This is a genomic window from Streptomyces massasporeus (assembly GCF_014648995.1).
In the GTDB taxonomy this organism is placed as follows: domain Bacteria; phylum Actinomycetota; class Actinomycetes; order Streptomycetales; family Streptomycetaceae; genus Streptomyces; species Streptomyces massasporeus.
This window is the reverse complement of sequence record NZ_BMSE01000002.1, coordinates 67,338-89,925: the sequence shown is the minus strand read 5'-3', so window position 1 is coordinate 89,925 and position 22,588 is coordinate 67,338. Positions and strand designations below refer to the sequence as shown.

18 protein-coding genes and 1 other RNA gene are annotated in these 22,588 nt (G+C 71.4%); 3 read left to right on the top strand and 16 right to left on the bottom strand.

The genetic code is table 11. From position 1 onward, the window contains the following. Window positions 1-11: 11 nt before the first annotated feature. From IE153_RS05285 to IE153_RS05230, 12 genes are all read right to left on the bottom strand, one after another. Window positions 12-842, bottom strand: coding sequence for an anti-sigma factor family protein (locus tag IE153_RS05285; RefSeq protein WP_308432136.1), 831 nt, complete (start codon window positions 840-842; stop codon window positions 12-14). Beyond that, entirely contained in the window at window positions 842-1,363 is a 522-nt protein-coding gene (locus IE153_RS05280) for a sigma-70 family RNA polymerase sigma factor (RefSeq protein WP_010039908.1), read from the bottom strand. Before IE153_RS05280 ends, IE153_RS05285 begins: the two co-directional genes overlap by 1 nt. 351 nt (window positions 1,364-1,714) lie before the next feature. After that, a complete protein-coding gene (locus IE153_RS05275; protein WP_189588610.1) occupies window positions 1,715-2,308 on the bottom strand; it encodes a CGNR zinc finger domain-containing protein in 594 nt (197 codons plus the stop codon). A gap of 906 nt (window positions 2,309-3,214) precedes the next feature. Beyond that, entirely contained in the window at window positions 3,215-4,366 is a 1,152-nt protein-coding gene (locus tag IE153_RS05270) for a uroporphyrinogen-III synthase (RefSeq protein ID WP_189588609.1), read from the bottom strand. 116 nt (window positions 4,367-4,482) lie between these two features. Then, window positions 4,483-5,868: a nitrate/nitrite transporter gene (locus IE153_RS05265; protein WP_189588608.1), complete on the bottom strand. Its 1,386-nt coding sequence runs from the start codon at window positions 5,866-5,868 to the stop codon at window positions 4,483-4,485. Between the two features lie 158 nt (window positions 5,869-6,026). Continuing rightward, on the bottom strand, window positions 6,027-7,046 hold the full coding sequence (locus IE153_RS05260; RefSeq protein ID WP_189588607.1) for a hypothetical protein: 1,020 nt from the start codon (window positions 7,044-7,046) through the stop codon (window positions 6,027-6,029). A 146-nt stretch (window positions 7,047-7,192) separates the two neighbouring features. Next, window positions 7,193-8,392 (bottom strand): acyltransferase family protein, encoded by a 1,200-nt coding sequence (locus IE153_RS05255; RefSeq protein WP_189588606.1) that lies wholly within the window; start codon window positions 8,390-8,392, stop codon window positions 7,193-7,195. Further along, entirely contained in the window at window positions 8,389-10,581 is a 2,193-nt protein-coding gene (locus IE153_RS05250) for a bifunctional polysaccharide deacetylase/glycosyltransferase family 2 protein (protein WP_189588605.1), read from the bottom strand. Before IE153_RS05250 ends, IE153_RS05255 begins: the two co-directional genes overlap by 4 nt. A gap of 718 nt (window positions 10,582-11,299) precedes the next feature. Further along, window positions 11,300-12,166 carry a hypothetical protein gene (locus IE153_RS05245; RefSeq protein WP_229828827.1) on the bottom strand — a complete coding sequence of 289 codons (867 nt, stop codon included), beginning with the start codon at window positions 12,164-12,166 and terminating at the stop codon, window positions 11,300-11,302. Window positions 12,167-12,460: 294 nt separating this feature from the next. Beyond that, the gene (locus IE153_RS05240) at window positions 12,461-13,426 is read right to left on the bottom strand and encodes a LysR family transcriptional regulator (protein WP_189588604.1); all 966 of its coding nucleotides are present in this window, start codon (window positions 13,424-13,426) and stop codon (window positions 12,461-12,463) included. Window positions 13,427-13,468: 42 nt separating this feature from the next. Then, on the bottom strand, window positions 13,469-14,293 hold the full coding sequence (locus tag IE153_RS05235) for a hypothetical protein (protein ID WP_229828825.1): 825 nt from the start codon (window positions 14,291-14,293) through the stop codon (window positions 13,469-13,471). Between the two features lie 12 nt (window positions 14,294-14,305). Then, window positions 14,306-14,551, bottom strand: a complete 246-nt coding sequence (locus tag IE153_RS05230; protein ID WP_031111160.1) for a hypothetical protein — start codon at window positions 14,549-14,551, stop codon at window positions 14,306-14,308. 249 nt (window positions 14,552-14,800) lie between these two features. Here IE153_RS05230 and IE153_RS05225 point away from each other — a divergent pair, with 249 nt between their 5' ends. From IE153_RS05225 to IE153_RS05215, 3 genes are all read left to right on the top strand, one after another. Then, a complete protein-coding gene (locus IE153_RS05225) occupies window positions 14,801-16,009 on the top strand; it encodes an MFS transporter (protein WP_189588603.1) in 1,209 nt (402 codons plus the stop codon). Window positions 16,010-16,103: 94 nt separating this feature from the next. Next, the gene (gene yicI, locus IE153_RS05220) at window positions 16,104-18,353 is read left to right on the top strand and encodes an alpha-xylosidase (protein WP_189588602.1); all 2,250 of its coding nucleotides are present in this window, start codon (window positions 16,104-16,106) and stop codon (window positions 18,351-18,353) included. After that, the gene (locus tag IE153_RS05215; RefSeq protein WP_189588601.1) at window positions 18,353-19,357 is read left to right on the top strand and encodes a LacI family DNA-binding transcriptional regulator; all 1,005 of its coding nucleotides are present in this window, start codon (window positions 18,353-18,355) and stop codon (window positions 19,355-19,357) included. The genes yicI and IE153_RS05215 overlap by 1 nt, the downstream gene beginning before the upstream one ends. 48 nt (window positions 19,358-19,405) lie before the next feature. Here IE153_RS05215 and ssrA read toward each other — a convergent pair. The 4 genes from ssrA to ftsX all read right to left on the bottom strand — a co-directional run bounded on the left by ssrA (window position 19,406) and on the right by ftsX (window position 22,576). Continuing rightward, window positions 19,406-19,794: a transfer-messenger RNA gene (ssrA, locus tag IE153_RS05210) on the bottom strand. Window positions 19,795-19,892: 98 nt separating this feature from the next. Next, window positions 19,893-20,375, bottom strand: coding sequence for an SsrA-binding protein SmpB (gene smpB, locus IE153_RS05205; RefSeq protein ID WP_142163541.1), 483 nt, complete (start codon window positions 20,373-20,375; stop codon window positions 19,893-19,895). Between the two features lie 45 nt (window positions 20,376-20,420). Further along, a complete protein-coding gene (locus IE153_RS05200) occupies window positions 20,421-21,590 on the bottom strand; it encodes a S41 family peptidase (RefSeq protein WP_189588600.1) in 1,170 nt (389 codons plus the stop codon). A gap of 68 nt (window positions 21,591-21,658) precedes the next feature. Beyond that, a complete protein-coding gene (gene ftsX / locus IE153_RS05195) occupies window positions 21,659-22,576 on the bottom strand; it encodes a permease-like cell division protein FtsX (protein ID WP_142163538.1) in 918 nt (305 codons plus the stop codon). Window positions 22,577-22,588 lie beyond the last annotated feature (12 nt).

Sequence of the window (22,588 nt, the reverse complement as noted above, 5' to 3'; positions counted from 1 at the left end):
GCCGAACAGTCCTACGCGTCGACCTCGACCAGTCGCTTGCCGTCGAAGGTGACGACCTCGAAGTGGTCGATCTCGTTCGGCTCGAAGGCGGCGCCGCCCTGGACGTACAGGGGCTCCTTGGCCTTGTCGGACTTGGCGTCCGGGAGGCCGTAGCCCCACTCCGGGACGGACCAGGAGGACAGGGTCTCGCGCTCGCCGTTCTTGCCGACCGCGACGAGGGCGCACTTGAGCGGGCCCTTGACGTTCTTCAGCTCCAGGACCATGCCCGTGCCCCAGTCCTTCTTCTGGAGGGCGACGGTGGCGGAGACCTTGGTGTTCGGGTCGGTCGCGGTGATCTTGTCGGAGATGCCCTCGAAGGCCGCCTTGGCGGGGCTCGCCGCGAGCGGGCGGTTCTCCGTGCCGCTGCCGCCGTCGCCGCCGTTGGTCGCGACCGCGACGAAGGGACCGCCGATGATCAGCGCACCGGCCGCGGCCACCATGTAGAAGCTGCGGCGACGCTTCTGGGCGCGGCGGTCGGCGACCTCGTCGACCAGCTTCTCCACCAGGCGCGGCCGGGGCTTCGCGGACAGCGACTCGCCGATCGCGGGGGTGCTGCCGGAGCCGGGCAGATCGGCGAGGGCGGCGAGCATCGGCTCCATGCCGGCCAGTTCGTCGAGCTGCTGGGCGCACCATTCGCAGGTCGCGAGGTGGGCTTCGAAAACGGTTGCCTCGGCGTCGTCGAGGATGCCGAGGGCGTAGGCGCCGACGGTCTCGTGCTCATTCGGCACCGGGGACTCCTGCATGGGTCCAGACATACCCATGCCTCCCGTACCGAATCCCTGGTTACCCCCGTAAACACTCATCACGCCGTCACCCCCCGCTCCTCCAGTGCCAGCTTCATCGAACGCAGGGCGTAGAACACCCTGGAGCGGACGGTTCCGCTGGGTATGCCCAGAGTCTCGGCCGCCTCATTGACGGTACGCCCCTTGAAGTACGTCTCGACGAGCACCTCCCGGTGGGCAGGGGTCAGGTCGTCGAGTGCGTCCGAGAGAGTCATCAGCCACAGCGCCTTGTCGATCTCGTCCTCCGCGGGGATGACCTCCAGCGGCGACGGGTCGACCTCCTGCGGCCGGGCCTGCCGGCTGCGGTGGCCGTCGATGACGATGCGCCGGGCGACCGTCACCAGCCAGGGGCGTACCGATCCGGTCGCTCGATTGAGCTGACCGGCGTTCTTCCAGGCACGGATGAGCGTCTCCTGCACGACGTCCTCGGCGCGCTGCCGGTCTCCGGCGACCAGGCGCAGGACATACGCAAGCAGGGGTCCGGCGTGTTCGCGATAGAGCGCACGCATCAGCTCCTCGTCGGGTTCCGAGGGCTGGGACATGCGATGTCGGGCCCTCGGTGCTCGTTCATTGGCCACGACGGAATCCTTGCGCACGCCCACCTCCGATGTCCGGGGGTTCCCCCAGTCGGTCGCTCCACATGCCGTACGGACGCGAGCGGTTGGGCGTTCAAAGAGACCCGACATATTTCTTCGGGATGACGTGACGAGCGGGACATGGAGTCACATTCCCACCCCGCGTTCTTTACATATCCGCCACATCGGCAAGTTCAAGCCAGGCCTTCCCTACGGTGGCGTAGGTAAACGACATGTAATCGAAATCACTTCGACGCCGGGGGCGCAGAAGTCGCATTTAGGACAGGGAAATTGAGTGCACGGACCACCCAATTCCGTTTACGCGCGGGCGAGTGCCGCGCGACGGCGGTGCCGGGCGACGCGTTCGCGGTTCCCGCAGACCTCACTGGAGCACCAGCGCCTCCTGCGTCCCCGGGACGTGTCGAGGTACACGATGGGGCAGTTGTCCCCCTCGCACTGGCGCAGGGCCGCGCGGGCGACGGGGTCGGTCAGCAGGTCGACGGCGTCCCGGGCGACGGCCGCGAGCAGGGCGGCGCAGCCGGGCGGGCCGTCCAACCGCCGCAGCAGCTGGCCGTCTTCGCCGCGGACCGCGCGCGGGGCCGGGGGCGCGGTGCGGGCCAGGTCGTTGACGCGGGCGAGGGCGAGGTCGTACGTCGCTACTCCGGGTCTCGGCCGGCAGCGCACCAACCGGTCGACCTGAGCGCGCAGTTCACGGAAGGCCAGCAGCCAGCCGGTGTCGGCGTGGGTCAGGGCGGTGTCCGAGGGGACGAGCCCGGAGCCGGTGATCCAGGCGCGCAGCACGTCCACGGAGTCGAGCCGTTCCTCCGGGTGCGTGGTGGAGAGCAGGTCCAGGCAGATCCGCCCGGCGTCGAACCGCAGCTCGTAGGGGGCCGTGGCCGTACCCAGTGCCATGTGCCTGTCACCGCCTAGGGGTTCACCCCGGTCGCGAGGGCTTCGGTGAGACGCGTCGCGTGGGACACCGACGAGAGGGCCGGTAAGCCGCTCCCTCTTACAGTGCCTGCCCGCCCCGACGCCGAAAACCCCTCGCGCACACCTGACCGCGCCGGGACACCGGCACGGGACGGCGGTTCCGGCCACACGTGGAACGGAGCGGGGGCCCGGACGGAGGTCCACGCAGGGCGTCCCGCCCAGGCCAGGGGCTCGCGCGGGCCGTCCCGCCCGGGCCGCGGGGCCGCGAGGGGAGTCCTGCCCGGGTCCGGGGGGCCGCGAGGGGCGTCCCTCGTCGGCCGCCGGAGCCAGGGTCCGACGGCCGGTTCCGCCCTGCAGACGTCCCACGAGGTCACGCGCCGGTGGGATTCCCCGGGGCATCCCACTCGGACGGCGACCGCTCCGGCGGCCGGACTCTCCTCGGACATCACCCGGCCAAGCCGTCTCCGGCGACCGCACCCCGCACGCCACGCCCCCGGCCACGAACTCCACACCGAGCGAAGCCCTCTCTGGCAGCCGCACCCGCACGCCACGCCCCGCTCCCAGGCCACGAACTCCACGCCGACCGCCAGGCCCGCGCCGACCCGCCAGGCCCGCGGCGCCGACCCTCGAGGTCACGCAGCCGTCAACACCCGTACAGTGCCCCACCCGCGTCGACACCGCCCGGCGCCCGCGACTCTCGTCGGACATCACCCCCGCGAGGCCATCCCCCGCGACCGGACCGCAACCGGACACCCCGCCCACCGGCACCGCACCCCGGCCGGACCTCCCGGCAGCGCGCCCTGCCCTCCCCACCGACGCCCGGAAGCGGGTCCCGCGGCCGACGGCGGAGCAGAAGATGTCGCAATTCGGCTCAACCCCCGGACGGGATCACGCGTCTGCGTACTTCGTCTCCGCACTCGGGTCCAGGGCCAGGCGGTAACCGCGTTTGACCACCGTCTGGATCAGCTTCGGCGTGCCGAGGGCCGTGCGGAGGCGGGCCATGGCCGTCTCCACCGCGTGTTCGTCGCGGCCGGAGCCGGGCAGGGCGCGCAGCAGGTCCGCGCGGGCGACGACCCAGCCGGGGCGGTGGGAGAGGGCGCGCAGGAGGGACATGCCGGCGGGCGGGACGGGCTTGAGGTCGCCGTCGACCAGGACGGCGTGGCCCCGGATCTCCACGCGGTGCCCGGCGACGGGGAAGGAGCGCGCTCGCGCGGGGAGTTCCTGGCAGAGGAGCTGGACGAGAGGCCCGAGCCGGAAGCGCTCGGGCTGGATCGTGTCAATGCCGCGGGACTGCAGGGGCAGGGCGGTGACCGGGCCGACGCAGGCCGGCAGGACGTCGTGGCTCAGCGCCGCCAGGACCTCGTCGAGCAGTCCGCGTTCCTCCGCCCGGGAGAGGAGGGAGGCCGCGGCCGGAGCACTGGTGAAGGTGACCGCGTCCAGGGACCGGGCGACCGTCGCGTCCAGCAGACGGTCGACCGGCGTGATGTCCTCCGGCGGCATCCACCGGTAGACGGGCACCCCGAGCACCTCGGCCCCGCTCGCCCGCAGCGCCTCCACGAACCCGGGCAGCGGCTCACCGTGCAGCTGGATCGCGATCCGCAGACCGTCGACGCCCTCCTCCAGCAGCCGGTCCAGCACCTCCGCCATGGACTCCGACGACGGCGACCACTCCTCCGTCAGCCCGGCGGCCCGCACCGCGCCCTTGACCTTCGGCCCGCGCGCCAAGATCCGTACGCCGCCCAGCCGGGACAGCAGCTCTTCCCCGAGCCCCCAGCCGTCCGCGGCCTCGACCCAGCCCCGGAAGCCGATCGCGGTCGTGGCCACGACGATGTCCGGCACCTGCTCGATGATCTCCTTCGTCGCGGCCAGCAGCTCGCTGTCGTCGGCGAGCGGCACGATCCGCAGGGCAGGGGCGTGCAGGACGGCGGCACCGCGTCGCTGCAGCAGCGCCCCGAGCTCATCGGCCCGGCGCGCGGCCGTCACACCCACGGTGAAACCCGCCAGGGGCCCGTGGTCCGGTCGCTGTTCTTCCTCGTACATGGCTCTCGTCCCGCATCCAGTCGTCGTACTTCGTGGGTACGGCGTACCTACATGCCGATCGAGCCTGTCAACGGCTCGTGACAGGCTCGGATCGGCGTGATGTCGCTGGTGTTACGTCACACCTCGGCGTAGCTGAGCTGCGACTTCGCCTCCGAGGTCGCCGTGGTGACGGGTACCCGGGGAGCCGTACGACGAAGGTATACGGCCCATGTGACCACGAAGCAGACCGCGTAGAAGGCGAGGAAGGCGACGAACGCCCCGGTGCCCGAGCCGTAGGAGAGGAAGGACTGGCGGAAGGCGAGGTTGATGCCGACACCGCCGAGCGCGCCCACCGCGCCGATCAGACCCATGGAGGCCCCGGACAGCCGCCGCCCGTACGCCGCGGCCTCCTCACCCCGCAGCCCCTTGGCCAGGGCCTTGTTCTGGAAGATGCCCGGGATCATCTTGAAGGTGGAGCCGTTGCCGAGCCCGCTGAGCACGAACAGCACCACGAACGCCCCGGTGAACAGTGCCAGCGACTTCTCCATGGAGGCGCCGATCAGGACCGCCGTCGCCGCTGCCATGGCGACGTAGTTCCAGAGGCTGATCCGCGCGCCGCCGTACTTGTCGGCCATCCAGCCGCCCAGGGGCCGGATCAGCGAGCCGAGGAGCGGACCGATGAAGGTGACGTACGCCGCCTCCAGCGGGGTGCGTCCGAACTGGTTCTGGAGGACCTGCCCGAAGGCGAAGCTGTAGCCGATGAACGACCCGAACGTGCCGATGTAGAGGAAGGCCATGATCCACGTGTGGGCGTCCCGGGCGGCGTCCTTGGCGGCACCGGTGTCGTTCTTGACGTTCTCCAGGTTGTCCATGAACAGCGCGGCCATGACGGCGGCCACGACGATCAGCGGGATGTAGATCCCGAGCAGCACGCGCGGCCCGCCGCCGGCGCCGATGATCGCGAGCGCGGCCAGCTGGATCACCGGCACGCCGATGTTGCCGCCGCCCGCGTTCAGGCCGAGGGCCCAGCCCTTCTTCCGCAGCGGGAAGAAGGCGTTGATGTTGGTCATGGAGGAGGCGAAGTTGCCGCCGCCGATACCGGCGAGCAGGCCGACGAGCAGGAAGGTGGAGAAGGAGGTGCCCGGCTCCATCACGGTGAACGCGGCGCAGGTCGGGATCAGCAGGAGGGCCGCGGAGATGATCGTCCAGTTCCGTCCGCCGAAGATCGCCACGGCGAAGGTGTAGGGGACGCGGACGACGGCGCCGACGAGCGTGACCATCGAGGTCAGCATGAACTTGTCGGCCGGGGTGAGCCCGTACTCCGGGCCCATGAACAGCACCAGCACGGACCACAGGGTCCAGATCGAGAATCCGATGTGCTCGGACAGGACGGAGAAGTAGAGGTTCCGGCGGGCGACCTTCTCTCCGGTCTCCTTCCAGAACGTCTCGTTCTCCGGATCCCAGTGCTGGATCCAGCGTCCGCCCTTGCTCGGGGGTGCGGGTGCCGTGCCAGGGCCTGTCATGACGCCTCCACTGTGCTCCGGGACTCGGTCGTACTTCCGGTGACTGACCCCGAAGGTAGAGAGGGCGCGTTTCCTGCCTGTGGCAGCGGGTGACCGCGAGGGAACTTTGCTCTCACCCCGCGCTCGGGCGGGATGAGAGGTTCCGGGAGGTTTCCGCGTCAGTGCTGCGGGGGCTGCCAGTGGGGATTCTGCTGGGGGTGGGGCTGCGGCGGCTGATGCTGGTGGTACGGCTGGCCGTACGGGCCCGGGGGCTGCGCGGCATAGGGGCCGGGCGCGGGCTGCCCCGGGTACGGAGCCTGGGCCGGCTGCCCCGGGTACGGAGCCTGCGCGGGTTGCCCCGGGTACGGAGCCTGCGCGGGCTGACCGCCGTAGGGAGGCGGGGCGGGCTGACCGGGGTACGGGGCCTGCGCGGGCTGTCCTGGATACGGCCCGGGCGCGGGCTGGGCGTACGGCCCGGGCGGCTGCTGCCCGTAGGCCGGCTGCTGCCCGTAGGCCGGCTGCGGCGTTCCCGTCGCCGGACCCGGTCCGCCCGGCACGGCCCCGCCGTACGGCCCGCCCGCGAACGGATTGCCCTGCCCGGTCGGCTGTGCCCCGGGCGGCAGGTACCGCAGCCGCCCGCTCTCGTCCTGCACCGGCGTGAAGCCCGCCGCCCGCAGCCGGGCCGCGAACTTGGCGTTGCGCTTGCGCGTCACCACCAAGCCGATACCGAAGACCGCCATGAGCAGCAGCCACACCACACCGGCCGCGACGAAGTCGTCCGACTGGCCACCGAACCGGAAGGCGAGGATCACACAGCCGACGGTGACGCCCAGGGCCCCGTAGCCCATGCGCTTCTCGGCGTTCTTGCCGGTGAGGTCGAAGTTGATGCGGGCCTTGAGCAGTTCGAAGGCGTCGGGCACGAGCGGCGGCAGGGAGACACCGTCGGCCGCGTCGGGGTACTGCGCCCAGTTCTGCCCGGCCCGGGCCCGGGCCTGCGGGCTCGGGTCGGGCAGGATCAGCATGGTGAGCGCGCCGTTGCGGCCGCTGCTCTGGCGGACGTCGGCGTACTCGTAGCCGAACTGCTGGGCGACGAAGGCCAGCCGGGCGAGCTTCTTCACGGACGCCATCGGGCTGGTGAGCTCGACCGGTTCCCCGCTCGCCATCAGCCGCAGCATCTTCTGCATCTGCCGCTTACTCATCCCCACCGCTCCCCCGGGTCACTTCGTTCACAAGCGCAACCCAGGCAGTTTTCCACACCGGGAGAGCCCGGGGGAACGGGGTCCCGTCAGGCGGAACGGGGTCCCGTCAGGCGGAACGGGGGTCCCTCAGGCGAACCGGGGGCCGGTCAGGCGCGCCTCCGGCCCCCACGCGCTTTCGCCCGGGGCTCCTTCGTCGGCCACAACCGCGGCCTCTGCTTGGCCGCCAGGTCCTCCGCCCAGCCGAAGGCCAGGATGCAGCAGCCGATGAGGATCCAGACCAGGACCAGCACCGGCCAGACACTCTCCAGCAGCCCGGGCACGTTCTGTTCCAGCAGGGGGAAGCCCCACAGCTGGTCCCAGAGGGTGGCGGCGATCAGGATGCAGGTGTTGTGCCACAGGTAGATGGTCACGGCCCGGGAGTTGAGCAGTGTGATCGTCCCCGCGAAGGCGCGCAGCCGGCGCGGCCACTCCGTCCAGGACGGGCTGAGGTGCAGCAGCAGGAACACCGTGCCGAAGGACCACAGGGCCTGGGCGAGCGGCATGCTGTCGAGGTCGTTGCCGGTGCCGAAGTCGTGGTGCAGGGCGTACCAGAGGCCGGCCAGGGCGATGACGGGTGCGACGGACGGCACGATGTAGCGCGGCAGCCGCCGCAGGATGCCCTCCTGGTGGGCCATGCCGAGGATCCAGCAGGCACCGAAGGTGGAGAAGTCCGTGAGCGCCGAGGGGATCCGCTCGCCGGGCAGCGTGATCCAGCCCTGCTCGAAGCCGACGGCCAGGGCGATCGGCATGAGGATCGTGAGGACCGGCAGGGCGCGCAGGGCCTTCAGCAGCACCGGGGAGAGCAGGACGTACCAGAGGTAGGCGCGGATGTACCAGAGCGGGCCCGCGAGGTCCGCGGCCCAGTTCTCGCCGATGAAGCCGTGGATGCCGGGCAGGCCCTCCGCGTAGGGCGGGTCGCTGAGCGGGACGATCCAGAAAGTGAGGTGGAGCAGCCACCAGCCGGGGTGCCCGTCCTCGTCCGGGCCCCAGCCCTGGAGGACCATGCCGGTGACGCCCACGACGCCGAGCAGCCACAGCGGCGGCAGCAGCCGGCGCATCCGGCCGCGGATCACCTGCACGGCCGGGCGCTTCAGCGAGCGGGCCATGAGGTTCCCGGCGAGCGCGAACATCACGCCCATGGACGGGAACACCAGCGGCAGCCAGGCCCAGCCCGTCAGGTGGTACAGCACGACACGGAACAGGGCGAGGGCGCGCAGCAGGTCGAAGTACCGGTCGCGGCCGGGCTTCTTGGCGGCGGCCGGCTCCTGCGGGGCGGCCTCGGTGACGGGAGTCGCGTGCGTGGTCATCCGACCGGCCTCCCGTCCATCTGCGGCTGGGCCGCGGGGGAGCCGCCCCCGGGCAGGCCCACCGCGCCGGTGCGCCGCAGCTTCTGCCAGCGCAGCCGGCCGCCGGTGAGGGCGGTGATCCAGGACTGGAGCAGCACGACGTACATGAGCTGGCGGTAGAGGATCTGCTGGAGCGGGAGTGAGATCAGGTGGGTCATGCGTTCCTTGTCCAGGTGGAACGCGTAGGCCGCGCACACCCCTTGTACCGCGAGGACGCCCAGCCAGGCGCCGATGGTCTTCTCCGTGGGCCCGAACACCAGCCCGTACAGCAGGAACACGTCGATCAGCGGGGCCAGCAGCGGCGCCACGACCATGAACATCGACACCAGGGGCATGCCCACCCGGCCGAAGCGGCCCGAGGGTCCCCGCTCGACGATGGACCGGCGGTGCTTCCAGATGGCCTGCATGGTGCCGTACGACCAGCGGTAGCGCTGGGACCACAGCTGCTGGACGGACTCCGGGGCCTCGGTCCAGGCGACGGCCTTCTCGGCGTACACCACGTGCCAGCCGTCCCGGTGCATGGCCATGGTGATGTCGGTGTCCTCGGCGAGCGTGTCGTCGCTCATGCCGCCGACGCGTTCCAGTGCGCTGCGCCGGAACGCCCCGACCGCGCCGGGGATGGTGGGCATGCAGCGCAGCACGTCGTACATGCGGCGGTCGAGGTTGAAGCCCATCACGTACTCGATGTGCTGCCACGCGCCGATGAGGGAGTCGCGGTTGCCGACCTTGGCGTTGCCCGCGACGGCGCCGACGCGCGGGTCGCCGAAGGGCTGGACGAGTTCGCGGACGGTGGTCGGTTCGAAGACGGTGTCGCCGTCCATCATCACGATCAGGTCGTACTTGGCGTTGGCGATGCCCCGGTTGAGGGCGGCGGGCTTGCCCGCGTTGAGCTGGCGGACGACGCGTACGCCGGGCAGGCCGAGGTTCTCGACGATGCGGGCGGTGCCGTCACTGGAGCCGTCGTCGATGACCAGCACCTCGATGGGGTGGTCGCTGGCGACGAGGGAACGGACCGTCTGCTCGATGCACTTGGCCTCGTTGTAGGCGGGTACGAGGACGGAGACCGGTTCCGTGATGGGGTCGCCCCAGCTGAAGCCGCGGCGTCGCACCCGGCGGGCGTGCGCCACGGAGAGGATCAGCATCAGCCCGAGACGCCCGAAGACCAGCACGCCGACGACGGCGAGACCGGCGACGAGCACCCCGGTCACGTTCTCGGAGGCCTGCACCAGGAACACCCACGCCTCACCCTTCAGCGACTCCAGCCCGGCGACCCGGGTGTGCGCGCTGGGGGCGTCGAGTGCGCCGGTGAGGGTGTGGAAGCGGTAGCCCTTGGCCTGCAGCCCGGAGACGTACCGGTCGAGGGCGGCCACGGTCTGGGAGCGGTCACCACCGGAGTCGTGCATCAGCACGATGGCGCCGTCGCCGCTCTTCGGCGTGGCGTTGCGGATGATCTGCTCGGCCCCGGGCCTGCGCCAGTCCTCGCTGTCGGTGTCGTTGACGATGGTGATGTAGCCCTTGCTGCCGATGTACTCGGTGACCGGCCAGGTGTTGTTGTCCATGTTCTGGGCGAACGACGAGTAGGGCGGGCGGAACAGCGAGGTGCGGATTCCGGCGGCGCCGGCGAGGGCGAGCTGGTTCTGTGACAGCTCCCAGTCGACCCGGCTCTTGCTCTGCAGGGACAGGTCGGGGTGGTTGAAGGTGTGCAGCCCGATCTCGTGGCCCTCGTCGACCATGCGCTGGACGAGGTCCGGGTAGCGGGAGGCCATGGTGCCGGTGATGAAGAAGACGGCGCGGGCGTCGTGCTTCTTCAGCACCTCGAGGACCTTGGGCGTCCACATCGGGTCGGGACCGTCGTCGAAGGTCAGCACCAGCTCGTGGTCGGGGAGGTCCAGGCTGGTCGCCTTCCCGCTGCGGGTGTCGATGACCGGGCCGCCCTTGAGGATGTCCTTCGGGACGCGGTCGTTCGCGGCGGGCGGTCCGACGCGGTGGTCGGCGAGGACCTCGCTGTGCACGTATCCGCGCAGCATGAGCATCGCGCCCAGCGCGACGAGCACGAGCAGGGGCAGCAACAGACGCATGGGCAGGCGCCGGCGCCTGGAGCCGCCAGGGGCTCGGGACGCGCGCCCGGAACGGCGAGTACGGGATGCCATGGGTGGTGGTACTCCGGGTGGTGCGGGATGGGGTGGTACGGGGACGGGCGGACGGGGCGGGGACGGGGCGGGCGGACGGTGCGGGATTGGGGTGGTGCGGAGACGGGGCGGGCGGACGGTGTGGTGGGGACGGGCCCGGCCGGCGGGGACGTCGCGGTTGCGCGTCCGCCGCACCGGCGGGCGGGTCGGTCGGAGCGGCCGGCCTCGATCGAGAGGCGGCCCCGCCGCCGAGCCGCCCCGAAGAGCCCGACTTCCCCGGGCCGGCCGGGGCCGGTGGGAAGTGCTTGGCCGTTGCCGGACGGGCGGTGGTGCGGGTGCCTGCCGGATGGGCGGGTGGTGCGGGTGCCTGGCCGGACGGGCGGCGGTGCGGTGCCCGGTCGAACAGACGGTGGTGCGGTGCCGGATGGGCGGTGGTGCGGGTGCCTGCCGGATGGGCGGGTGGTGCGGGGTGCCTGGCCGGACGGGCGGTGGTGCGGTGCCGGATGGGCGGTGGTGCGTTACCCGACCGAACGGGCGATGGTGCTGCGCCCGACCGGAAGGGCGGTGATGCTGCGCCCGGCCGAACAGACGTTGATGCTGCGCCTGACCGAACAGGCGATCGTGCGGTGCCCGGCCGGAAGGACCTTGTGCGGCGCCCGGAGCGGCGGGCGCCGCTTCGCGGCGCGGTTCGGGCAGCGTCGCGGTTCAGGCGACGACGCGGTCCGGACGGCGACGCGGTCTAGGCCGCGGCGGGCGTCTCGGCGACGGGCTGCGGCTCGGCCGGGCCCTCCGCGACCGTGCCGCCGTCGCCGCCGGTGCCCGTCGTCTCCGTGGGCGTGGCCGTGGGCTCGCCCGTCGGTGTGGGGTCGGTGGCCGGCGTGCTCGGCGGGTCCGCCGGTTTGGTCGGGGCCGGGTCGGTGGCCTTGCCGCCCGGCGCCGGGGTGGTCCGGGTCGCGGTCGGCGAGGGCTTGGCGGACGTGCCGGGACGGTCGGGGCCGGCGGTGGCACCGGGTGCGGCGGCGCTGGGGCCGGGCACGGGTGCCGTGGCCCCGCCGGTCGCCGGTGCGCTGCCCGGCGCGGTGACGCCGGTGTCGCCGGCCTCTCCGGTCGGAGCCGACTCGGCGGTCAGCGGCGGGCTGTCGACCTGCCCCGCCGGCGGGTTGTCGTCCTTGGTCGGCACGGGCAGCCAGGGGGCGTTGGAGTTGCCCGACAGCAGCGTGGCGACGATGACGACGGCGTAGACCCCGCAGGCCAGGGCGACGGCCATGCCGATGCGGCGGTAGCGGCGGCTGCGGCGGCCGGACTCGTCGACGAAGACGGGCCGGTCGGCGGCGGCCTCGTCGCCCGGGCCCTCCTTCACCTGCCGCAGGAAGCCCTCCCCGAGCTGCACGGCGTCGAGCTGGACCGTGACCTCGTGCGGATCGTGGGTCTGCCCGTCCGCGTCGGTGGCGTGCCCGGACGGGCCCGCCACCTCCTGCTCCTGCCAGGGGTCACGGACCGCGGTCCGGCTCCCCGGTTCCGGGGCGCGCGAGCCGGCCTCGCCGTCACTCTGGCGGGGAATGCCGCGCAGTATCTCCGTCCCGGCGGGCAGCCCGTGGCCGGTCACCCGGACATCACGGCCCGGGAAGACCTGCGTCGCACTTCTGTCCCGGGCTCTGCCGTCCGACGGGAGCTCTCCGGTAGCCGTAGCGGCCTCGGGCCACTCGGGTTGGGCGTCTTCTCGCCACTCTTTCACGCGCACGCACTTCCCCCCAGGGATGGTTCAGGTGCGCTTGACGACCTGAGCACCCGCCGTCGGACCGGGCCCCCACCCGTCCGAACGCCCCCTCGTACCACACCGTGCTCAGGCGTCGAATGTAGCGCACGCGCAGGTTCTGTGTGGGCGCCGTGTCGAATCGTGTCAGTCGTGAGACGCCATGAGGACATCGTCTCCGGCCGGTGTCCAGGTGCCCGCGGGCCTGCGCAGCCACCCCATTTCCGCAGCCAGGCGGGCTGCGGCCCGGCGCAGCGCGTCGAGCGCGGGGTGGGTCAGGCCCCTGCGCCACACCAGCGAAACGGGGGACAGGGGAACGGGGTCGACCAGGGGCCGCACCACCGTCGACGCAAGCGCCGGGAACCCCACGACGGCCAGGATCGGGTTGCGCGTTCTGGCCATGATCCGCTGGAACTCCTCCTCTCCTACGGCCAGCGGGGCGGGTGGCGCGATTTCGATGCCGCGGCCCTCGAAGAGCAGCCGCGCGAGGCCGGTCCACTCCGGCGTACGCGGGTTGCCGGCGCCCGCGTAGACGCTCTCGCCGGCCAGCTCGGCGAGCGGCACGGACTCACACGCGGCCAGCCGGTGGTCCTCGGGCAGGACGACCGCCATCGGCTCGAAGCGCACGGGCTGATGGTCGAGCCCGGCCCGCAGTGCCGGGTCCAGCCCGGCGAACCGTCCGAACGACGCGTCCAGCCGGCCGGCCAGCAGTTCACCGGCGGCGCCGGTCAGGCCGCTCTCGTAGCGGGCCATCAGCTCGTGGTGAGGGGCGAGTTCCCGTGCCTCGTGCAGCACCCGGCGGGGTGTGACCAGGCCCGGGGAGTTGAGGTCGACCAGCAGCGGCCGGGCCTGGTGGAAGGCGGCGAGCAGCTCGTCCTGCGCGTGGAGCACCCGGCGGGCGTGCGGCAGCAGCCGTTCCCCGTCCGGGGTGAGCGTCACCTGCCGGGTGGTCCGCACGAACAGCTCGGTCCCCAGCTCCCGTTCCAGCCGCCGCACGTCCCGACTGAGCGCCTGCTGAGCCACGTGCAACCGCACCGCCGCCCGTGTGAAGTGCAGTTCCTCGGCCACGGTGACGAAGCCACGCAGCAGACGGGGGTCGAGGTGGGCGGCCATGCGGTGAACCTACAGCGGCCGGGACCACCCGGGATCAGAGGATCAAGAGCCGGGCTTCTTCCCGGGCGTCTCTCCCTCGCCCGTCCGGACCTCCGTGGCGTTCACGCCTTCCGCCCTCTTCCGGCCGTCCGCGGACGGAGCCTGCCCCACCCGGTGCCGAGGTACCGACCGCATCGGCGGCCTGGTCAGCGTGATCTGGCGGACGACCTGCTGGAAGCACGCCAGGGCGGCGAGGCCGGGCAGGGCGGCCGCCGCGGTGCCGAGGACCGTCCGGGGTGCCTGGACGACGCACAGCAGGACGGCGATGGAGGAGAAGACCAGGACCACGCACCAGGAGTGCACGGCACGGCGCTGGTGCAGCGCGGCCCGCAGGACGGACAGGGAACCCACCAGCCAGGGCCCGTACACCAGCAGGGGCCACCAGGTGCGCAGGCCCCTCGCCGCGGGGGACACGGCGACCGAGCGCAGGGGGTCGTAGGCGACCATGCCGCTCAGGAGGCTCACCGCCAGACCGATGACGGCCGCGAGGGCGGCGACGAGGAAGCTGGTGGTGCGGAGCACGCCCGGGGCCTTGCGGGTCCGGACCTTGCGGTGCCGCCGGGGGAGATCCCGCACCGGTGGGAGTTCCTCGGTGATGTCCTGGAGCCGCCGCATGTGGGTGCCCTGGGCGGGCGCGGGTGCCGGGTCCGGGTCCCGATCCTCGTCACGGGGGGCGGGGATCCTCGCCGCCTGCTCCCCGAGGGCCTCCTCGAGGATGAACGCCAGTTCCTCGGCGGGGTCCCAGGTCGGGTCCGGCGGGGTCAGTGGGGTGATGAAATCCCGGGCCGGAGCCCGATGCCGGCCGGTGCCCTCTACCTTGTCGTACATGGCGCGCCCCGACTATTCCGCAAGCGCGAAAGCGGGCCAATCCGTCGCACTGATCCACCGCCGTGCGAGATCCTTTTCCAGCGTGCTCATGGCGTCGATGAAATCCCGCAGAAGCGACTCCGTCACCTGCAACGTGACCGGGCAACCCCCTCTGGTGAGCGTCCCGTTGACGGTCGCCGACGAGTGCGCTGGAGCGGGAATGTAGGTGTACGGGCCGAGCGTTACCGCCCAGCCGTCTTTCCTGGTCGCCTCGGTCATGTACCGACTAACCGTCGCCCCACTTCGGCGGATGCGCGGCAAACGAGTGAAGGATTTTCCCGAATGAGCATCTTTTCCATGCGTCATGAGGAGCATTAGGAATCTCCATATCTCTGTATGAAGAACAGTGAGCGAACCTTTTCCGCCATGCCCTTTTCGGCCGCACCCGCGCGATTCACAACCCAGGTGCGTGACTGCGCACGGAACAGGTGTTGGACCGCCCGATCGTCCCCGGGTGACGGTGGACGCATGCCGCAACTCTCCCCGTACCGCCGCCTGTTCCGCCTCCCCGGCGCCCGTGCCTTCACGGCCGGGAACCTGCTCGCCCGCCTGCCGATGGGCATGTTCAGCGTCAGCGCGGTCATGATGATCGCCGGAACCCGGGGCTCCTACGCCCTCGCCGGTGCCGTCACGGCGACGGGACTCGCGGCGACCGCCCTGGTCGCGCCATGGACCGCCCGGCTCGTCGACCGGCACGGCCAGGCCCGAGTGGCCCTGCCCGCCACGGTGATCGCCGTCCTGGGCTCCCTCTCCCTGCTGCTGTGCGTGCGCCACGACGCCCCCGACTGGACCCTGTTCGCCTCCTACGCCGCCACCGCCACGACCCCCAACACCGGCGGAATGTCCCGGGCCCGCTGGGCACATCTGCTGGCCGGCGACGCGAAGGCACTGCACACCGCCAACTCCTTCGAGCAGGCGGCGGACGAACTGTGCTTCATGCTGGGCCCGGTGCTCGCGGCCTTCCTCTGCGGGACGCTCTTCCCCGAGGCGGGCACTCTCGCGGGCGCGGCGCTGCTGCTGACCGGCATGGTCCTGTTCACAAGCCAGCGCGCAACGGAGCCCCCGGTCCGCGCGCACCTACCCGGAAGGGCGCCCCTGCGCGCCCCCGGCATGCCCCCACTGCTCGCGGTCTGCCTGGCCATGGGCGGCGTCTTCGGCGCGACGGAGGTCGTCACGCTCGCGTTCGCCGACGCGCAGGGGCGGCAGTCGGCGGCCGGAATCGTGCTCGCGCTCCAGGCGGCGGGCTCCTGCGTGGCGGGCCTGCTGTACGGCGCCGTGAAGCCCGACGGTCCGGCCGCGGCCCGGCTGCCCTGGTGCGTGGCGGCGATGGCGGCGCTGTTGACTCTGCCACTGCTGGCCGCGTCCCTCACCGGTTCGCTCCTGCTGCTGGCAGCCGCGCTGCTGGTTGCCGGGATGGCGACGGCCCCGACGATGGTGACCACCATGACGCTGGTCCAGGAGCGCACTCCCGAGGGCAGGCTGAACGAGGGCATGACCCTCGCCGTGACCGGCCTGCTCGGCGGCATCGCCTCCGGCAGCGCGATCGGCGGCTGGACGGTCGAGCACTTCTCCCCGACGGCGGGTTACGTGGTCCCGGTGATGGCGGCAGCCATGGCCCTGGCGTTGTCCCTGCGCAGCCCTTCGAATCGCTTCACCAAGTGTCTCGCATCCCATTGACGCCCTCACGCCCCCCGCATACGTTCGATCGTCGAAGCGCTTCGACTTCGTGCGCCGGGAGAGTGTCGTGCGCCGGGAGAGTAGGGACCCCCACATGAAGTTCACCGACGGCTACTGGCTCCTGCGCGAGGGCGTCACCGCGGCCCATCCGGCCCAGGTCCTCGACGTCACCGAGTCGGACGGCACACTGGAGATCCACGCCCCGACCCGGCCCGTCCGCTCCCGTGGCGACCTGATGACCGGCCCGGTCCTCACGGTCCGGGCCCACACCCCCATGCCCGGCGTCATCGGCCTGACCCTGACGCACTTCACCGGTGGCGAGCCCCGCGGCCCCGAGTTCGAGCTCACGGCGTCGGACACCTCCGCGGAGATCTCGTACGACGACGAGCACGCGACCCTGACCTCCGGCGACCTCTCGCTCCGGCTGGCCCGGGGCGGCCCCTGGCACGTCGAGTTCCGCGCGCACGGCCGCACGCTCACCAGCAGCGGCCACAGGAACGCGGGCATCATGACGGACGCCTCCGGCGGGCACCACCTGCGCGAACAGCTGATCCTCAACGTCGGCACGTCCGTCTACGGCCTCGGTGAGCGCTTCGGCCCGCTGGTGAAGAACGGGCAGGTCGTCGACATCTGGCAGTCCGACGGCGGCACGTGCAGCGAACAGGCCTACAAGAACGTGCCGTTCTACCTCACGGACGCGGGCTACGGCGTCTTCGTCGACCACCCGGGCCGGGTGTCCTTCGAGGTCGCCTCGGAGGTGGTCTCCCGGGTGCAGTTCAGCGCGGAGACCCAGGAGCTGACGTACTACGTCATCCACGGCCCGACCCCGAAGGACATCCTGCGCAGGTACACGGCCCTGACCGGCCGCCCGGCCCTGCCGCCCGCCTGGTCGTTCGGCCTGTGGCTGTCGACGTCGTTCACCACCTCGTACGACGAGGAGACGGTGACCTCCTTCATCGACGGCATGCGGGAGCGTGAACTGCCGCTGTCCGTCTTCCACTTCGACTGCTTCTGGATGCGCGAGCACAACTGGTGCGACTTCCGGTGGGATTCCCGTGTCTTCCCCGACCCGGAGGGCATGCTGGCCCGGCTGAAGGCCCGTGACCTGCACGTCTCCGTCTGGATCAATCCGTACATCGCCCAGCGCTCCCCGCTGTTCGCCGAGGGCCGGGCGCTCGGGCACCTGCTGAAGCGCCCGGACGGCTCGGTCTGGCAGTGGGACATGTGGCAGCCCGGGATGGCCCTGGTCGACTTCACGTCACCGGCCGCCCGCGACTGGTACGCCGCCAAACTGGAGACGCTGCTCGCGCAGGGCGTCGACTGCTTCAAGACCGACTTCGGTGAACGAGTGCCCCTCGACGTGGTCTGGTCAGACGGCTCGGACCCGGAGGGGATGCACAACTACTACACGTACCTGTACAACCGCACGGTCTTCGAGGTGCTGCGCAAGCACCGCGGTGAGCGGGAGGCCGTGCTCTTCGCCCGCTCCGCGACCGCGGGGAGCCAGCAGTTCCCCGTGCACTGGGGCGGCGACTGCGAGGCGACGTACGAGTCGATGGCGGAGTCGCTGCGCGGCGGCCTGTCCCTCGGCCTGTCGGGATTCGGCTTCTGGAGCCATGACATCGGCGGCTTCGAGGGCACCCCCACACCCGCCCTGTTCAAGCGCTGGCTGGCCTTCGGGCTGCTCTCCTCGCACAGCCGCCTGCACGGCAGCAGCTCCTACCGGGTGCCCTGGCTGTTCGACGAGGAGTCGGTGGACGTGGCCCGCCACTTCACCCGGCTGAAGCTCCGCCTCATGCCCTACCTGTACGAGACGGCCCGCACGGCTCACACCGAGGGCCTGCCCGTGATGCGCGCGATGGTGCTGGAGTTCCCGGACGACCCGGGGTGCGCGCACCTGGAACGGCAGTACATGCTCGGCCCGGACCTGCTGGTCGCCCCGGTGTTCAGCGACGAGGGCGACGTCACGTACTACGTCCCGGAGGGCACCTGGACGCACTTCGTGACCGGCGGGACGGTGACGGGCCCGCGCTGGGTGCGGGAGCACCACGGCTTCCTGAGCGCGCCGCTGCTGGTCCGGCCCGGCGCGGTGATCCCGGTCGGCGCGCGGGACGACCGCCCGGACTACGACCACGCCGACGGGGTGACGCTGCGGGCGTACGGTCTGCGGCCCGGCGACGAGGTGACGGTGCCGGTCGGGGACGTGACCTTCACGGTCGCCCGCGAGGGGAACACCCTGCGGGCGACGTGCGCCGCCCCGGCGGCCGCCTGGAGCCTGGCCGCGGGCGACCGCGAGGTCCAGGCCGCGCCCGGCACGGGCCTCCTCACACTGGATCTCGGCTGATGGTCAAGATCACGGACGTGGCACGGCGGGCCGGGGTCTCCCCCAGCACCGTCTCCTACGCGCTGAGCGGCAAGCGCCCGATCTCCGACGAGACCCGGCGCCGCGTCGAGGCGGCCGCCCGCGACCTGGGCTACCGCCCCCACGCCGCCCGCGCCCTGGCCGGCGGCGAGCCGAACGTCCTGGCCCTGGCGGCTCCGCTCCGCGCCGGTGTGCACGTCCCGGTGGTGATGCGGCTGGTGGTGTCGGTGGTGACGACGGCCCGGGCGCACGACCACGACGTCCTGCTGCTCACCCAGGAGGAGGCCGAGGCGGGTCTGAGCCGCGCCGTGGACACGGCTTCGGTGGGCGGGCTGCTGCTGACGGACGTGGAACTCCACGACCCCCGCCTCCCCCGGCTCCGCTCCCTGGACCGCCCGTCGGTCCTGATCGGTGTCCCGGCGCGCGCATACGGCCTGACCTGCGTCGACCTCGACTTCCGGGCGGCGGGCGAGGCATGCGTGAACCATCTGGCGGAGCTGGGCCACCGCACGGTCGCCCTGGTGGGCTCGCCCCCGGAGGTCTACCTCCGCAGAACGGCCTACGCCCACCACCTCATGCACGGCTTCACCACGGCCGCCACCCGTCACGGCCTGGCCTCGTCCGTCCACCCGGGCGGCCCCGACCCCGCCACGGCCCCGCGGCTCGCCGAGCGGCTGCTCCACGAGCACCCGGCCCTCACCGCCGTGGTCGTCCACAACGAACCTCTCCTGGCCCCCTTGAGCGCCGCCTTCGAGCATCTCGGCCTGCGCATCCCCGCCGACCTCTCCGTCATGGCCGTCTGCCCCGACGACCTGGCGACGACGCCCCGTGTCCCGGTCACGTCGGTGTCCCTGCCGGCCGACGAGCTGGGCGCCCACGCGGTGGACCTCCTGATACGGAAGCTGCACGGCACCCCCGTACCGGAGACGACGCTCCTTGCGCCCCGGCTGACGGAACGGGCGAGCACGTCACGCCGGACGGCATGACAAAGGCCCCGCCGCAGATAAGCGACGGGGCCTTTGCCCACATGGGATGAGTGGAGATGGCGGGAATCGAACCCGCGTCCAACGGTGCGGAATCAGGGCTTCTCCGTGTGCAGTTCGCTGTGATTTTCTCGGCCCCGGCGATCACGCGAACAAGTCGCCGACGGGCCCAGTCACTGTTTGATTTCCCATCGAGCCCCGTGACCGGGCTCGATGGTTTAGTTCCCTAGATTATGCCAGGATCCGGGTCGGGAACGCTCCCGGGCTGACACCCATTAAGGGTCCTTCACTCACTGCTTATTAGGCAGCGAGGGCGAAGGACTGGGAATCGCGCTTGGTAGTGGCGATTATTTTTTGCGACATATGGTTTACGAGATCATTGCCGCTTCCTCGACACGCTTCCCCTGCTTCGACAGCCGCTGTCGAAACCGATCATCCCCATGTTGTGTTGACAATCCCTCCGGAGAGGGGAGCGCACCCGCTGTGGGGTGCAGTGACCATCGTACGTGACCAACGCGGGTCGGTGCCAGCGTATTCCCTACGCCCCGCGCTGCCTCCGCTTCACCGCCGCGATCGCGCGGTCGGTCTCCCGGCGGTCCTGCTTCTCGCGGAGCGTCTGGCGCTTGTCGTACTCCTTCTTGCCCTTCGCCAGCGCGATCTCGACCTTGGCCCGGCCGTCCTTGAAGTACAGCGCGAGGGGCACGATGGTGTGGCCCGTCTCGCCCGACTTCGACTCCAGCTTGTCGATCTCGGCGCGGTGCAGCAGCAGCTTCCGCTTGCGCCGGGCGCTGTGGTTGGTCCACGTGCCCTGGCTGTACTCCGGCACGTGCACGTTGTGCAGCCACGCCTCGTTCCCGTCCAGCTGCACGAAGCCGTCCACCAGCGACGCCCGTCCCTGGCGCAGGGACTTCACCTCGGTCCCGGTGAGGACCAGGCCGGCCTCGTAAGTGTCGATGATGAGGTAGTCGTGCCGCGCCTTCTTGTTCTGCGCGATCAGCTTGCGCCCTTTTTCCTTAGCCATAGTGCCGCCATTTTCGCACTACGGAGGGCCCCTGCGGAAAGTCGATTACGAGGGGCTCGCGAGGCCCCGCAGGACGGTTCCGGCCCGCTGGAGGGCGTCCTCGCCGGTCTCCAGGTCGGGCGTGAGGCCCCGGCCGTCGACCCCACGGCCCGAGGGGGTGCGGTAGTGCCCGACGGTGAGCTCCGCGACGGAGCCGTCGGGCAGCCGGCTCGGCATCTGGACCGAGCCCTTGCCGAAGGTGCGGGAGCCCACGACGAGCGCCCGTCCACGGTCCTGCACGGCGCCGGTGAGCAGCTCGGCCGCGCTCATCGTCCCGCCGTCGACGAGCGTGACCAGGGGTCTCGTGGTGTCCCCGCCGGACTCGGCGTGCAGGGCGCGCTGCTCGCCCTCGACGTCGTAGGTGGCGACCAGGCCGCCGTCGAGGAAGGCGGAGGCGGCGGTCACGGCCTCGGTGACCAGGCCACCGGAGTTGCCGCGCAGGTCCAGGACGATCCCGGCGCCGGGCGGGGACTGCCGGACGGCTTCGCGGACCTGGCGGCCGGAGCCCTTGGTGAAGGTGGCGACCTTGATGACGGTGACCCGGCCGGCGAGCTCCCGGACGGTGACGGAGTCGGTGGACAGCTGGGCCCGGCGCAGCGTTTCGGTCCACGCGCGGGTGCCGCGCTCCAGGCCGAGGCGGACGGCGGTGCCCGCGGGGGCGTCCGTGGCGTCCCCGCGCAGTAAGGAGACGACCTCCGTGACGGGACGGCCGTCGGTCTTCTCGCCGTCGACGCTGCGCAGCAGGTCTCCGGGGCGGATCCCGGCAGTGGCTGCGGGCGAGCCGGCGCGTACCTTCGTCACCTCGATACGGCCGTCCCGTTCGCTGCGGGCCCACAGGCCGACGCCGGTGTACTGGCCGTCGAGGGACTCCTCGAACTCCTCGTACTCGCCCCGGGAGTAGACGGCGCCCCAGCGGTCACCGCTGCGGCTGACGGCGCGCTTGGCGGCCTGGATCGGGGACTTGCCGTCGGCCATGGCCTCCTCGGCCGCCCTTGCGACGTCCGCGTGGCGCCCGGCCGGTCCGGCCGAACGGGCCTCGTCCCGGGCGGACTTCCCCTCGCCCTGCGGCAACGCCCCCGTGGCCGCACCGGCGACGAGCACGCTCGTGAACACCAACGTCAGGGCGGCCCCGCGACGGATGCGACGGGGCTGACAGAACGGGTCACGACCTGACATGCCGGTGAGTCTAGGACAAGCGGAAGGGCCGTACGGCCGGTTGACCGCACGACCCCTCTTGGCATGCGTCACACCTTCAAGTACTTGCGCAGCGCGAAGAACGCGGCCAACGCGGGCATCAGAAGGCTCGTCGCGAGGATGAGCGGCAGATACTTCAGCACCGCGCCCCAGCCGATGAAGTTGATCAGTGTCAGTTGGTCGGCCAGGGCCAGTCCGTGGTCGATGAGGAAGTACCGGGCGATCAGCAGGAAGCCGCACGCGAGGGTGCCGCCGATGAGTCCGGCGACCGCGGCCTCCATGATGAACGGCGCCTGGATGTAGAAGCCGGAGGCGCCGACCAGCCGCATGATGCCGGTCTCACGCCGGCGGCTGAACGCCGAGACGCGCACGGTGTTGACGATCAGCATCAGCGCGACGACCAGCATCAGCGCCATCACCGCGCGGGCGGCCCAGTTCATGCCGTTCAGCAGCTTGAAGAGGTTGTCCAGGATGCCCTTCTGGTCCTGCACGGACTGCACGCCGTCCCGGCCGTTGAAGGCGGTGGCGATGACCTGGTACTTCTCCGGGTCCTTCAGCTTGATGCGGTACGACTCCTGCATCTGGTCCGGTGTGAGGGAGCTGGCGAGCGGGGAATCGCCGAACTGCTCCTTGTAGTGCTTGTACGCCTGGTCCTGCGACTCGTACGTGACCGCCTGGACGACGTCCATCTTGTCGAGGTCGGCCTTGATCTGCGACTTCTGGTCGTCGGTCACCGCGCCCTTGGCGCAGTTGGGGTCGGACTCGGCGTCGCTCTTGTTGCAGAGGAAGATCGAGACGTTGACCTTGTCGTACCAGTAGCCCTTCATGGTGTTGACCTGGTCGCTCATCAGGAGCGACCCGCCGAACAGGGCGAGCGACAGGGCGACGGAGACGACGACGGCGAAGGTCATCGTCAGGTTGCGGCGGAGACCGACACCGATCTCCGACAGGACGAACTGGGCGCGCATGGCGACTGGTTA